13 protein-coding genes are annotated in these 13204 nt (G+C 45.6%); 6 read left to right on the top strand and 7 right to left on the bottom strand.

Annotation, left to right across the window (positions count from 1 at the left end; genetic code table 11):
* Positions 1 to 3 precede the first annotated feature (3 nt).
* Positions 4 to 1914, bottom strand: coding sequence for a DUF3857 domain-containing protein (locus BMX95_RS20170; protein ID WP_081203865.1), 1911 nt, complete (start codon positions 1912 to 1914; stop codon positions 4 to 6).
* A gap of 190 nt (positions 1915 to 2104) precedes the next feature.
* Here BMX95_RS20170 and BMX95_RS20165 point away from each other — a divergent pair, with 190 nt between their 5' ends.
* Positions 2105 to 3088: a TraB/GumN family protein gene (locus BMX95_RS20165; RefSeq protein ID WP_081203866.1), complete on the top strand. Its 984-nt coding sequence runs from the start codon at positions 2105 to 2107 to the stop codon at positions 3086 to 3088.
* 198 nt (positions 3089 to 3286) lie between these two features.
* On the opposite strand, the gene BMX95_RS20160 is transcribed toward BMX95_RS20165, so the two are convergent.
* Positions 3287 to 3703 (bottom strand): nucleoside-diphosphate kinase, encoded by a 417-nt coding sequence (locus tag BMX95_RS20160; RefSeq protein WP_014218284.1) that lies wholly within the window; start codon positions 3701 to 3703, stop codon positions 3287 to 3289.
* 205 nt (positions 3704 to 3908) lie between these two features.
* Here BMX95_RS20160 and BMX95_RS20155 point away from each other — a divergent pair, with 205 nt between their 5' ends.
* A complete protein-coding gene (locus BMX95_RS20155; protein ID WP_081203867.1) occupies positions 3909 to 4916 on the top strand; it encodes a DHH family phosphoesterase in 1008 nt (335 codons plus the stop codon).
* Positions 4917 to 4937: 21 nt separating this feature from the next.
* Complete coding sequence (locus BMX95_RS20150; protein WP_081203868.1) at positions 4938 to 5900, top strand: FKBP-type peptidyl-prolyl cis-trans isomerase; 963 nt, start codon at positions 4938 to 4940, stop codon at positions 5898 to 5900.
* A 107-nt stretch (positions 5901 to 6007) separates the two neighbouring features.
* Here BMX95_RS20150 and folP read toward each other — a convergent pair whose 3' ends face one another.
* Positions 6008 to 6829 carry a dihydropteroate synthase gene (gene folP, locus BMX95_RS20145; RefSeq protein ID WP_081203869.1) on the bottom strand — a complete coding sequence of 274 codons (822 nt, stop codon included), beginning with the start codon at positions 6827 to 6829 and terminating at the stop codon, positions 6008 to 6010.
* Positions 6830 to 7032: 203 nt separating this feature from the next.
* Here folP and BMX95_RS20140 point away from each other — a divergent pair, with 203 nt between their 5' ends.
* The 3 genes from BMX95_RS20140 to BMX95_RS20130 all read left to right on the top strand — a co-directional run bounded on the left by BMX95_RS20140 (position 7033) and on the right by BMX95_RS20130 (position 10437).
* Positions 7033 to 8169: a BT_3928 family protein gene (locus BMX95_RS20140; protein ID WP_081203870.1), complete on the top strand. Its 1137-nt coding sequence runs from the start codon at positions 7033 to 7035 to the stop codon at positions 8167 to 8169.
* A gap of 180 nt (positions 8170 to 8349) precedes the next feature.
* A complete protein-coding gene (locus tag BMX95_RS20135; RefSeq protein WP_081203871.1) occupies positions 8350 to 9402 on the top strand; it encodes an ABC transporter permease in 1053 nt (350 codons plus the stop codon).
* Positions 9403 to 9534: 132 nt separating this feature from the next.
* Positions 9535 to 10437, top strand: a complete 903-nt coding sequence (locus BMX95_RS20130) for an SMP-30/gluconolactonase/LRE family protein (RefSeq protein ID WP_081203872.1) — start codon at positions 9535 to 9537, stop codon at positions 10435 to 10437.
* Positions 10438 to 10509: 72 nt separating this feature from the next.
* Here BMX95_RS20130 and BMX95_RS20125 read toward each other — a convergent pair whose 3' ends face one another.
* From BMX95_RS20125 to recF, 4 genes are all read right to left on the bottom strand, one after another.
* A complete protein-coding gene (locus tag BMX95_RS20125; RefSeq protein WP_081203873.1) occupies positions 10510 to 11148 on the bottom strand; it encodes a carbonic anhydrase in 639 nt (212 codons plus the stop codon).
* A 10-nt stretch (positions 11149 to 11158) separates the two neighbouring features.
* Complete coding sequence (locus BMX95_RS35690; RefSeq protein ID WP_262493622.1) at positions 11159 to 11284, bottom strand: hypothetical protein; 126 nt, start codon at positions 11282 to 11284, stop codon at positions 11159 to 11161.
* Positions 11285 to 11338: 54 nt separating this feature from the next.
* The gene (locus BMX95_RS20120; RefSeq protein WP_081203874.1) at positions 11339 to 11620 is read right to left on the bottom strand and encodes a DciA family protein; all 282 of its coding nucleotides are present in this window, start codon (positions 11618 to 11620) and stop codon (positions 11339 to 11341) included.
* A 76-nt stretch (positions 11621 to 11696) separates the two neighbouring features.
* The gene (gene recF / locus BMX95_RS20115) at positions 11697 to 12779 is read right to left on the bottom strand and encodes a DNA replication/repair protein RecF (protein ID WP_081203875.1); all 1083 of its coding nucleotides are present in this window, start codon (positions 12777 to 12779) and stop codon (positions 11697 to 11699) included.
* Positions 12780 to 13204 lie beyond the last annotated feature (425 nt).

Here is a 13204-nt window from a genome sequence, read left to right as displayed (position 1 = left end):
TTATTATGGCTTCCTCAAAACGATCTGTTCATTCATTATGCCCGCCATTCTTTTATAAAAGTCCTTTACATATTCATATTCATCGGCGGCAAACACGCTGCGGGTAGTGCTGATCTCGTATTTCACCCGAAGTTCATTGTCCTTCACATCCATCAACCGGCTAAAGGTAATGCTGGTGTCGGGCATGATCATCCGGAGATTTTTAGGCAGCGTTTCTATTTTCAGGGAGGGCGGCAGTTCTATAGATTCCGTTACACAATGCGATTGCAAACAGCCGAAATCGATATTGGTAAACCTGATATCGGAGATGAACGGATTTTTGGCAATACCGCTGAACAGATTCAGGTTAATGAGTTTATAATCGCCGCTGACTGTTGGTGGCAGGGAGAAATTGAATTGTTGTTCCAGCGACAGGGAATCGTTCTCCAGATTATGCATTTCCAAACTATCTACTTTCAGTCCGGCTTCATACGTGGTGTAATAATTTTCCTTGAAGCGGTCTTTATCGTTTTGCCAGGCCCGCATACGGGTAAGGCGGGCATATTCATCGCTTTGAATAATAGCTTTACCGGTCATGGCGCCATTGTCGTCAATGCGGGCCTGAATAAGCACCAGGTTCCGGTCCTTTTTTTTAGTTTCCGTAAGGGTGATGATGGCACTTTTCTTTTTGGCAACCAGGAATGCTTTTGTATTGATGACAGAAAAGGGGATCATGAAAGGTGGGGTATAAGGGCCTGTGGCATCCAGTACATATTTATTTCCGGCTATCAGTACACAGGCCATAGTTTTACTGAACTGGTCAATAAACGGCGTTTCGGGGTCTACCTTGCCATGGCCACGTTCGCTCACCAGCAGGGGATATACTTCCAGTTCTGCTTCTTTCAGCAGGTTTATCAGCAATAGGTTAACATCGCCGCTGCTGCCCTGTTTTTTATCCCAGGTTTCCTTTACCCCGTCCACAGCCGTAATACTGCGGGTGCCATTCCAGTTGATGTTCTTATATACAAAATTGTAAACGGCCGACATGCGTTCAAACGCAGGCGTTATTGCCTTCACGCTGCTGAGCCATTCCGGTCCCAACGGAATATTTTTATTCAGTTGTACCCCAAACGAAGCGTCCGTCATTAATTCGCGGGTCACTTCATCCCAGGTGGTCATGTACCGGGTAGTGCCGCCGAAGGTGCCCTGGTAACCCGACATCTGAAATTCCACATGTTGCAGGTAATCCTTTTCCGCATCCATAAACGGTTCCTCCCGTAAACCGGCAATATTGTTCATTTCAAAATAGATCCGGCCTTCTCTTTCTCTTTTTTTGATCTCGATGGGCAGGCGCTCGCTTTTGAATACCCGGTAAGAAAAGGCGTAGTTGGGCATTACCGCCAGCGAAAAATGGCTGTGCATTACGGGTAGCTCACGCTGGAAATTCCAGTCTTTGATGCGGTAACTTTTGGCGGTGGTAATGTATTTGTATTCTATTATAGTACCAGGTTGAACATTGGGCAGGGCAATTTTTACTACAGACCAGTAGTCATTTAATTTTTGGCGGAAGATGGCAGACGAAGGCACTCTTTTTACTTCGGGATCTGTACCGGGATTGCAGGTATAGGCTTCTATATCGCTTATATATTCTATTTCTTCTCTGCTGTAATAGGGGATGGAAATATTGGCATAGCGGTTACCTTTTGGTTTCAGGATCTTTAACCGGGTACGCCTGATATAAATGAGTTTATGCTGTTCGTCGGTGTCGGCAGAAGCCTCGTCGAAGATCACCACGGCGTCGGCTTCTTTATCGAACGGGCATTCGGTGATCGCTTTTTCAGCCTCTGTAAATTCTCCCGGTTCAGGCAGGGTAGTTTGCGCTGTGCACAGACTTATGAATACCAATGACAATAAGCTACAAACAAATCGTTTCATGCAGTTAGTTGTAAAAATTCAATTTTGTATTCCCAGGCCCCTGTTTTGTAAATTTATTCGCACATATCACCAAGCCGGTTTAGCTTTGTTGTGAAGTAAAAATGTGCAGTTAACCGGCATTAAAAACTACGCACCGCAAGTATAATAAAAAAAAGCACCCTATTCAACAGGCAGGATAAAAGCAAGCACTATGTTATCGAAAAAAGTAAGTATGTTATTTTTTTATGTGGCGCTGGCCATGACGGGATTGGGACAGCAAAACGCCAATAACGGCAAAAAAGCAACCGCCCCGGTGTCGAAAAGCGGGTATAATCACCTAGATAACACACTGTTATGGAAAATAACGGGTAATGGGCTCAAACGGCCCTCGTACCTGTTTGGCACCATGCACGTTTTGTGTGCCGAAGATGCCACGGTGAGCGATAGCCTGAAATACGTGATCAGGAATTGCGATCAGATCTATTTTGAGCTCGATATGGACAATTTAGGCGAAACGCTGGGCGCCCTGAAATACATCCGGATGAACAACGGCACTAAATTGTCTGAATTGCTTACCCCGGCGGAGTATGCCAAAGTAGAAGCTTATTTCAAACAAAATTCGCTGCCGTTAAGTATGTTCAACCGGGTAAAACCGTTTTTCATCTCCAGCCTTATAGGTGAAAAAATGATGGAGTGTTCCGGCCAGGAGGGTGGATCGTTTCTTTCCCAAAAGAATGGCATGGAAGAACTGATCATGCAGGAAGGCAAGCAATACAACAAGGAAATAAAGGGATTGGAAACAACCGAATTCCAGGCTTCAATTTTCGACAGCATCCCTTATGAAAAACAGGCAAAAGACCTGGTAACGTATATCGACAGCATAGACACCTACAAAGCAGCCACCCTGGAAATGGTAAAAGCTTACCGCGAGCAAAACCTGGAAGAGCTGGATTCCCTTTCGAACAAAAGCGACCCGGGTATGGAAGCCGATTATATGGACCTGTTGTTGTACAGCCGTAACCGTCACTGGGTTGACCAGATGCCGGCATTGATGAAGGAGAACTGTTTGTTGTTTGCAGTGGGAGCAGGGCATTTACCCGGCGAACAGGGGGTGATCAATCTGTTGAGGAAGAAAGGGTTTAAGGTAACGCCGATGAAGAATATCGGGAATAGTAAGAATACGGAATCACTTTGATTGAATTGAAGCAATTGATTATTTGAGGAGGTGAACTAGGAGGTAAGAGGAAAGAGGTAGGAGGTGGGACATAAGAAATAAGAAACTCAAAATAAAAAAGAAGAGGTATGAAATTAGGGAAGTTCTTACTTCCTGCTTCATACCTCTTTCTTCGTTATCTTATAAAACGATAGGTTACAATTAAACCTAAAGCGTTAATTAGAACTGCTCCAGTCCGCTGAAGAAGAAACTGCCTTCGATAGCGGCATTTTCATCGCTGTCGCTGCCATGAACGGCGTTTTCGCCGATAGAGGTAGCAAACAGTTTGCGGATGGTACCTGCTTCGGCCTGGGCTGGGTTGGTAGCACCGATCAGGGTACGAAATGCGTTAACGGCATTGTCTTTTTCCAAAATGGCGGCAATGATAACACCGCTGCTCATAAAATCAACCAGTTCGCCATAAAAAGGACGCTCTTTATGCACAGCATAGAACTCACCGGCTTTTTCCTTGCTTAATTTGGTCAATTTCAACGATACAACGCGGAACCCTTCCTTGATGATCCGGTCTAATATCGCTCCGGCATGTCCATTCTTCATGGCATCGGGTTTAATCATAGTAAACGTGCGGTTACTCATACTAATCTTTCTATTTTGGCCGCAAAAGTAAGGAAAATACAGCTTCAAGCTACAAGCTGTAAGCAGTAAGCCAATACACGGCTGCGCGGCAACGAGGCTTTAAAGGCCGCAGGGCGTTCAAATTATAAAAACTTACAACATAGAACTTAAAACTAAGAACTGTTTTGGTCATTGAGCTTTATTTCTGCAACTTTGCCACCGTTTCATGAAACCTATACAAGACATATATCCCCATTTAACAACCCCACGTAATGTGGTGATTACCACGCATCAGAAGCCTGATGCGGACGCCATGGGCAGTTCCCTGGCCATGTATCATTTTCTTACCGCCCTCGGTCACTCAGTTACCGTAGTTTCCCCTACCAACTGGGCCAAATGGCTCGACTGGATGCCCGGATCGGCAAAAGTGATAGATTATGAACTGCAACGCGACAGGGGTGAGGCCGCCTTACAACAGGCGCAATGGGTTTTTTGCCTCGATTTTAATGTGCTGGTTCGTACCAAGCATATGGCAAATACCCTGCGTCAGGGCGCTTATGACCGTATTTTAATTGACCATCACCAGCAACCTGAAGTACCCCTTTTTACCTGGGGTATCAGCGATACCGCTAAAAGCAGCACCTGTGAAATGGTGTATGATTTTATCGTGGGCGGCGGATACGGCGACCGTATCACCCCGGCCATCGCCGACTGCCTCTATGCCGGTGTTATGACCGATACCGGTTCGTTCCGCTTTCCTTCAGCCAGCGCCTCTGTGCACCGCATGGTGGCCGACCTGAAAGACCGCGGGCTGCAGCACACCCTGGTGCATGAAAATATTTACGATAACTTCCTCGAAAACAGGCTCCGGTTTATCGGGCACATCCTGCTGCACCGGATGGACCTGTTCTATGAATACAACACCGCCCTGATCTCTATTCCCAAAAAAGATCTGTTGCGGTTTGAGATCAAAACCGGCGATACCGAAGGACTGGTGAACTGGCCCCTGAGCATTCAGGGCATTAAACTGGCTGCCCTGGTTATCGACCGCGATGAAGAACGCAAATGGAGCTTCCGCAGCAAAGGCGATTTCGACGTAAATACCTTTGCCCGTAACTATTTTGAAGGCGGCGGTCATTTCAATGCAGCCGGTGGCCGCAGCAGTGATTCGCTCGATGGAACCGTTCAACGCTTTCTGGAAGCCATGAAAGAAAACGCTTTGCAGTTACAATAAAACTTTATTACAAATATTCAAATGAAAAAAACAACGATTTTATTAAGTGCCCTTTCAGCACTGTTGTTGTCAACAACGGCCTGTAAAAACAGCGGGTTCAAAAAAACAAAAAGCGGTTTGCTTTATAAGATCATCCCCAATGGCAGCGGCCCACTGGTGAAAAGAGGTGATATTATAAAAATTCAGTTTGTACATAAATTAAGAGATTCTGTTCTGGCCAACTCATACGAGCAAATGCCTTTTTATGCAAAGGTTGACAGCGTAGGCCCTACTTACGATCCACAGGAAATTTTCACCATGCTGCACAAAGGCGACAGCGCCGTGGTGATCCGCGAGGCTGATACCCTTGCTAAAAAACAAGGCATGCTGCCTGAGTTCATTAAACCAAAAGATAAACTGGTTTTATCTTTCAGAGTGGTAGAAGTGTTCAATGCTGACAGCGTTGCCCAAAAAGACCAGATGGCAGAAATGCAAGTGGCCCAAGAGCGTCAGAAAACAAAAATGGAAAGCCTGAAAGGCCCTGCTGTAAAAGAGATCGAAGACTACCTGACTAAAAATAACATCAAATATCAAAAAGGCCCAGAGGGTACTTTTGTTGAAGTTAAAGAACAAGGTAGCGGCGCCCAGGTTGATTCTGGTAAGTTTTGCTCTATCCGTTATACTGGTAAAGTATTCCCTACCATGAAAACTTTTGAAACCAATATGGAACCCGGCAAACCTGCTTTCGATGTACAGGTAGGAACCCATGCCGTTATTCCTGGTTGGGACGAAGGTTTGAAATATTTCAAAAAAGGTGGAAAAGGTACATTGTACATTCCGTTCTTCATGGCTTATGGTGCACAACCCGGCCCTGGCGGAAAACCATACGAAAGCCTGGTATTTGACATTGAAGTGGCTAACGTAAGCGACAGCGCGCCCAAACAAGCGCCTATGATGCCTATGCCGCCTCAGGGACAACCTCAGCCTCAGCAACATTCACACTAATTGTTAGTGGTTTGTAGTTGGTGGTTGCAGTATAACACTCCTTCACGCTTCAAATAATATACAGGTATGCTCCAGCAATGGCAGCATACCTTTTTTATTTTGAAGAACTACAAACGGCTAACAAGCGTTATCGCTTCCTTTGCTTCTTTTACATCATGCACCCGCAAAATATGCGCACCGTTCAGCAACCCGACGGTATTTAGCACTGTGGTGCCGTTCAACGCCTCTGCGGCAGTTATGCCCAGGGTTTTATACACCGATGATTTGCGCGACACCCCAACCAGGATGGGTTTATCAAGCATTTTCAACAGGGCCAGGTCTTTCAGCAGCACAAAATTATGGGCAGGTGTTTTGGCAAAACCAAAACCGGGGTCAATGATCACGTCGGTAATGCCCGCTTTATGGCACTCAGCCGTTTTTTGAATAAAGAAATCCAGCACCTCCCGGGTAACATTGTCGTATGTTGCGTGTTGTTGCATGGTGGCCGGTGTTCCTTTTATATGGGTGCAGATGTAAGGAACACGCAGCGAACCCGTAGTAGTAATAATGGCAGGATCAACCAGTCCGGCACTAACATCGTTGACGATGGATGCTCCCGCGGCCACCGCTTCAGCGGCTACCCGGGCATAATAGGTATCTATGGAAATTACCGCTTCGGGAAAATTGTAATGCAGCGATTCAATAGCGCCTGTAACCCGCTGCAGCTCTTCCCCGGCCGAAACGGTGATACTGTTGGGGCGTGTGCTTTGTCCGCCAATGTCCAGGATGTCGGCACCGGCCTTTAGCATTTCTTCCGCCTGCTTTAGCACCCCGCTTTCGCCCATAAAACGGCTTCCTTCATAAAAAGAATCGGGGGTGGTATTGATAATGCCCATTACCAGGGGCTTATCTATTACCAATAAACGGCCTTTACAATTCAGCGTATACATTTATGGTTTGTTCATTACTTTTGATGGATAAAGGTAAGACAAAGGGCAGAAGGCAGAAGGCAGAGATAAATACACTTCTTCGCGGCAGCGAAGACAACCCGGCCGCGTCGCGGCTTTTCTTTCTGCCTTCTGCCCGCTGCCTTCTGCCCTTTCAGCCGATTGCATTTGACTAATGAATCACCCTGGATCATATATAACATAATATGAAAATATTACTGACTATAACCCGTATCATCGTAGGCGTTCTGTTTATTTTTTCCGGACTTGTGAAAGCCAATGACCCCCTCGGCCTGAGCTATAAAATGCAGGAGTTTTTTGAAGTATGGGGCTGGAGTTTTCTCGACAATTATACACTGACCTTCTCGGTAGCCATGATCGCGTTTGAGATCATTGCCGGCGTGGCCGTGCTGGTAGGCTGGCAAATGAAACTGTTCAGCTGGCTGTTATTGCTGCTGATCATTTTCTTCACCTTCCTTACCGGGTATGCCCTGTTCAGTGGTAAAATACGCGAATGCGGTTGTTTTGGCGATTGTATTCCCTTAACTGCCGATCAGTCGTTCCTAAAAGACCTGCTGTTGCTGGTATTGATTGCCTTTATCTTCTGGCAGCAAAACAAAATAAAACCGGCTTTAAACAAAACCTTCAGTCTGGCCGCGCTTTTCTTCACTGTTATTTTTTCTTTTGCTTTTCAATGGTATGTGCTGATACACCTGCCCGTAAAGGATTGCCTGCCTTACAAAATAGGCAATAACATTCCCGAAAAAATGCAGGCGCCGCCCGGTTCCATCCCCGATAGTACCGTGATCAGCTTTGTATATGAGAAAGCAGGTAAACAGGTGGAGTTCACCGCAGATAATTTCCCCGCCGATTACGACGATGCCACTTACAAATTTGTAAAGCGGTACGATAAAGTAGTGCGTAAGGGCAATGCCTCACCGGCCATAAAAGATTTCACGCTGCAGACTTTTGCGGGCACCGATACCACCCAGGCATTGCTGAATACAGATGAATACCAGTTGTACCTGTTCCTGAAAAATGGTTATTCCACCACCGGCGAATGGCCTGGCAAACTGGATATGATCATGCGGATTGCCGATAAAAAACACATAAAAGGTTATATGGTCACCAATGTGCCCATGGAAACCCTGCGGCAAAATCCGCCCGATGTGTTTTATGCGTTTATGCCGTTGCGTTGTGACGCCACCGCCATTAAAACTGCTGCCCGTACCAACCCTGCTTTGTTTTTGATCAAAAAAGGAACTATCTTAAATAAATGGAGCTATGCGGATCTGGAGCAGGCGTTGTTGGTAGTTAGTAATTTGAAAGGCAATGGGGAATAGGCAAAGGGCAGAAGGCAAAGGGCAGAGGGCAGAGAGTTGAAAGTTTTAAGTTTAAAGTTGAAAGGCGAAAGCTAACTTAAGAACCTACGAACTTTAAACTTTGAACTTAAAACTTTCAACTTTGAACTTTCAACTTTGAACTTTCAACTTTAAACCTTGAACTTAAAACTTTAAACTTTAATGATAAAATACTTTACCAAACGACTTCTCTATGGCATCCTGGTGATGCTGGGAGTAATCGTACTGGTATTTTTATTATTCCAGGGCTTTGCCGATCCATCGCGGCTGATAATGGGGCAGCGGGCAGATGCGGCTACCCAGGAAAATATTCGGCGTGAATTGTACCTCGATCAACCCAAATGGAAACAGTTTGTACTGTTCCTGAATGATATTTCTCCACTCGCCATTCATACCGATAGTGAAATAGAGAAAAAACAGCTGAAAGGCATTTTTATTGGTGGCGCCGGTTATAACCTCGCCATCAAAGTGCCCTACCTGCGCCGTTCTTACCAAACCAAGAAAAATGTAGGCGAAGTATTGATGGAAGCGTTGCCCGGCACGCTGTTGCTGGCCATTGCCGCCATGTGTATTGCCGTTGCCCTGGGCATACCGCTGGGCGTACTGGCGGCCACGAAGAAAGATACCTGGCTGGATACATCCGCCATTTTTACCAGTGTACTGGGCATTTCAGCCCCTTCATTTTTTATGGGTATTGTAATTGCTTATTTGTTTGGCTTTGTATGGAGTCAGTATACCGGTCTGCACATGACGGGCAGCTGGCGCAATATAGATGAATTTACGGGCAAACCATTCTGGTCGTTACAAAATCTGTGGTTGCCCGCATTGACGCTGGGTATCCGGCCGCTGGCCATTATTACCCAGCTCACCCGAAGCGCCATGCTCGATGTGTTGAACCAGGATTATATCCGTACCGCCTATGCCAAAGGATTGCCCAAACGCGTGGTAATATGGAAACATGCCCTGCGCAATGCCCTTAACCCTGTGATCACAGCCATTACCGGCTGGTTTGCCGAACTGCTGGCGGGCGCTTTTTTTGTTGAATATATTTTTGGCTGGAAGGGGATAGGAAAAGTAACCGTAGACGCCCTGGAGAAACTCGATTTCCCCGTAGTAATGGGTTCGGTACTCATCACCTCTTTCTTTTTTATACTGGTTAATGTCTTAGCGGATGTGCTGTATGCTGTTGTGGACCCACGCGTAAGATTAGGGTAGAACAGGTTACCAGTCGCCGGGTACCGGTTTCCAGGCCCCAATTCGTAATGTTCGACTAATTGACGGCGATCTGAGCGTTCAAGACCCGGTAACCGGAAACTGGTAACCGGCAACCAACACGAAACTTATAAAATGAAGAATAAACTAATTATAACGAGTGCTGCTATTGTAATGACTATTGCCTGTCATAGAAAACACAGTCCCCAAAAGGAGTTTGACAAATCGCTGTTCCGGGCGTATGACCATACCGCAGAGAATTTATTTACCAAGAATTGTGAAGGACCGGCAGTTGACAAAGACGCCCGTTTGTTTGTGGTGAATTACCAACAGGACGGCACTATTGGACTGGTTCAACCCGATGGCAAAGTTGAATTGTTTTTAACCCTGCCCGGTAAAAGCGTTGGCAACAGCATTCGTTTTACAGCAGACGGACACATGCTGGTAGCCGATTTTGTTGAACACAATATTCTGGAAGTGGATCCTGCCACCAAAGCAGTAAGCGTTTATTGTCATGAAGACCGCTTTAACCAGCCGAATGATCTTTGCATCAGCAAAAAAGGAGTGGTTTATGCTTCTGACCCCAACTGGCAAAAACAAAACGGACAGATCTGGAAAATAGGCACTGATAAAAAAGCCGTATTGCTGAAAGAAAACGTGGGTACAGCCAACGGAATTTGCCTGAGCCCCGATGAAAAAACGCTGTACGTAAATGAAAGTATTCAACGCAAAGTAATAGCTTATCAACTGGATAGTAAAGGCGATATCACCGGTGAAAAAACTTTTACCACCTTTTCTGATTTCGGTATGGATGGTATGAAGTGCGACAACAAAGGCAACTTATACATCTCCCGCTATGGCAAAGGTACCATCGCCATCTTCAACGCCGATGGCCGGCAAATACAGGAGGTAGAACTGAAGGGTAAAGATGTAAGTAATATCACCTTTGGCGGTAAAGACGGCAGAACCTGTTTTGTTACCCTGCAGGATAGAAAATGTATTGAGAAATTCAGGACTGATATCGCGGGAAATAGATGAGCGTTGATCAGTTTACGAGTTAACCAGTTGACCAGTTAACTCGTAAACTGGTTAACTGGTCAACTGGTTAACTTATTTACCTGTAAGATTATAGATTTTCTCTATTTTCTTCAATATACCTTCAAAGTCTATTTTCAGGTCCTTCAGCATCCCATTGTGCAGATCGAACACCCAGCCGTGTACAATAGGAAACCCTTTTTCTTCATACATCAATTGCACGGCAGCGGTTTTGATAACGTTGGTAGCCTGTTCAACCACGTTCAGTTCTACCAGGCGGTTGTAACGCAGGGTATCGTCTTCAATGCTGTCTAACTCCTGTTCGTGTAAACGGTATACGTCCCTGATGTTACGCAGCCAGGGGTTCAGGATCCCCAGGTCAACCGGCTGCATGGCAGCTTTCACGCCGCCACAATTGTAATGGCCGCATACAATAATGTGTTTTACCTCCAGGTGCCGCACGGCATAGTTCAGTACCGACATTACATTCAGGTCGATGTTGTTTACTATGTTGGCAATATTGCGGTGTACAAATACCTGTCCGGGCCCGGCGCCCATGATCTCTTCAGCAGTTACGCGGCTGTCGCTGCAACCAATGTACAGGTATTCGGGCGATTGGCCGGCAGCCAGTTTTTCCAAAAAGCTGGCATCTTTTTCCTGTTGCTGACTAACCCACTGGCGGTTGTTTTCAAAAATCTGATCGTAAGAGAGCATGTGCAATAATTTACATTTGAATAAAATGGTTTGGCGTGCGGGCTGCGGGAATATTTTCTACACCCAGCATTTCATTAAGGTCTATCTCTATGGTGCGACTGATGGTGCTTTGCAGGGCCAGTATCTGGGTGCCCATGTTCTTTTTGCTTTTTACGGCCAATTATAAATTAGTTAAGCGGCAGCCAGCTGTTTATTGAATAACTACGTTGTTGATGGTATTTTCGCCCAGGGTCTCATTCACCCGTTTAATGATATTATCTTTTTGATACAGGAGTTCCTGTTTCAGCGGGGCCATGCTGGTGGTGATGAATAATGTTTTACCCTGGATCTGTATTTTCTCGGTGTATTTGGCAATGGTTTTACCCATGATCTGTTCCCACACATCTTCTATCTGTAATGCCTGTATGTAACCTTTCAACTTGCTGTGGTTGAGGAAGTATTTTAGCGCGTCGCCGAGTGAATATTCGCCCATTCTTTATGCGGTTTCTCGCGTGAAGGTATGAAGAAAGAGGTAAGATGTATGAAGTAGGAGGTAAGAAATACAGGAATCACAATTCAATTAATTGAAACGGGATCCCCAAATTGGAAAAATGCAGCTTAATACGTTCCGGGTGTGTATCGGTGATAAAAACCTGACCGGCGTTTTTCATACAAACATGATCGAGCAGGTTGTGCATCCGGTCGGCATCGAGTTTTTCGAACACATCATCGAGCAGCAACAGGGGAGGAAATTGTTTGGCCTGTTTCAGGGTATCGAATTCAGCCAGTTTCATGGCAAACAACAGGCTTTTGCGCTGTCCCTGGGAGGCCAGGGATTTAAACGGCTGGTTATTGAGCTGGGTATTGATGTCGTCGCGGTGAATACCGCCGGTGGTGCGCTGAACGATGCAATCCTTCTGGCGAAAGCGTTGTAACAATTGCGGAAAGGAACAATCGTGCAGCTGGCTTTCGTAGGTGAGGGTCAGCGGTTCTGACTGTCCGGCGATCTGCGTATAAAACTCCGAGACCCGGGGCAGAAACGCCTGCAGGAACTGATTTCTTTTCTGATAAATAAAAGTGCCATAACGGGCCAGCTGTTCATCATACACATCCAACAGGCTGTAATCGCTCATTCTTTTTTCGGCCATCGATTTTAAAAAGCCATTGCGTTGCTGCAATACTTTATTATAATCCATCAACTGTTGCAGGTAGTGGGCATCGAGCTGGCAAAGCAAGGCATCGAGCATGCGGCGGCGTTCTTCGCTGCCGCCGGTAATGATCTGCACATCGTCCGGCGCAATGATCACACAAGGAAGTTTGCCTATATGAGTAGACAGCTTTTCGTAAGGTTCATCATTCACCGAAAATTCCTTCTTACCGGTTTCGCGTAAAATGCAGACTACTTTTAAGGGATCGTGCTGGAGGGAGAAATGGCCTTCAATGCGAAAACCGGCCGCACCGTGCAACATATTCTGGCTATCGCTGCGGGTAAAATAGCTCTTGGTAAAACAGCAGTAATAAATGGCATCGAGCAGGTTGGTTTTGCCTACGCCATTGGGGCCACAAATGCCAACTATCCGTTCTGTAAACGGGAATTGCTGGTGTTGATAGTTTTTGAATTGGGTGAGGGATATGTTGTTGAGCGATAACATTTCGGCTGCAAGATAGCTACTGTTTGGTAAGTTCAGAGTTCCGGGTTTAAAGTTGAAAGTTTAAAGTTTTAAGTTGAAAGTTAATAGGTTCTTATGTTATTGGGTTATTCCGTTATTGGGTTATTAAGTTCTGAGTCCGGCCGGCTCCCTGGACCGGAAACCATCCTTCAAAACATAGAATCTAATAACTTACGAACCTAATAACCTACGAACCCAATAACCGGAACTTAGAACCCGGAACCCCGAACTTTCAACTTTCAACTTTAAACCTTCAACTTCCAACTTTCAACCTTAAACTAAAAAACTTCAAACTTCGAACTAAAAATCTGCCATAATTACCGGAAATATGTCCTTTATACAGGTAATTGATAAGTTTTTCACCCAATCAACTGGCTATCAAACCATCTATTAGGGCTAAAAATGTT

Source organism: Niastella yeongjuensis, from assembly GCF_900110245.1.
Lineage (GTDB): Bacteria > Bacteroidota > Bacteroidia > Chitinophagales > Chitinophagaceae > Niastella > Niastella yeongjuensis.
The sequence above is the reverse complement of the archived record's forward strand: the minus strand, read 5'-3'. Positions and strand labels throughout refer to the sequence as shown.

What these genes read in the sequence shown, in the direction of transcription:
- BMX95_RS35690 (WP_262493622.1), bottom strand. Translation starts at nt 11,284, where the DNA reads ATGGGCACCCAGATACTGGCCCTGCAAAGCACCATCAGTCGCACCATA.
- BMX95_RS20140 (WP_081203870.1), top strand. Translation starts at nt 7,033, where the DNA reads ATGAAAATATTACTGACTATAACCCGTATCATCGTAGGCGTTCTGTTT.
- BMX95_RS20125 (WP_081203873.1), bottom strand. Translation starts at nt 11,148, where the DNA reads ATGCTCTCTTACGATCAGATTTTTGAAAACAACCGCCAGTGGGTTAGT.
- BMX95_RS20165 (WP_081203866.1), top strand. Translation starts at nt 2,105, where the DNA reads ATGTTATCGAAAAAAGTAAGTATGTTATTTTTTTATGTGGCGCTGGCC.
- BMX95_RS20150 (WP_081203868.1), top strand. Translation starts at nt 4,938, where the DNA reads ATGAAAAAAACAACGATTTTATTAAGTGCCCTTTCAGCACTGTTGTTG.
- folP (WP_081203869.1), bottom strand. Translation starts at nt 6,829, where the DNA reads ATGTATACGCTGAATTGTAAAGGCCGTTTATTGGTAATAGATAAGCCC.
- BMX95_RS20135 (WP_081203871.1), top strand. Translation starts at nt 8,350, where the DNA reads ATGATAAAATACTTTACCAAACGACTTCTCTATGGCATCCTGGTGATG.
- BMX95_RS20130 (WP_081203872.1), top strand. Translation starts at nt 9,535, where the DNA reads ATGAAGAATAAACTAATTATAACGAGTGCTGCTATTGTAATGACTATT.
- BMX95_RS20170 (WP_081203865.1), bottom strand. Translation starts at nt 1,914, where the DNA reads ATGAAACGATTTGTTTGTAGCTTATTGTCATTGGTATTCATAAGTCTG.
- BMX95_RS20120 (WP_081203874.1), bottom strand. Translation starts at nt 11,620, where the DNA reads ATGGGCGAATATTCACTCGGCGACGCGCTAAAATACTTCCTCAACCAC.
- recF (WP_081203875.1), bottom strand. Translation starts at nt 12,779, where the DNA reads ATGTTATCGCTCAACAACATATCCCTCACCCAATTCAAAAACTATCAA.
- BMX95_RS20160 (WP_014218284.1), bottom strand. Translation starts at nt 3,703, where the DNA reads ATGAGTAACCGCACGTTTACTATGATTAAACCCGATGCCATGAAGAAT.
- BMX95_RS20155 (WP_081203867.1), top strand. Translation starts at nt 3,909, where the DNA reads ATGAAACCTATACAAGACATATATCCCCATTTAACAACCCCACGTAAT.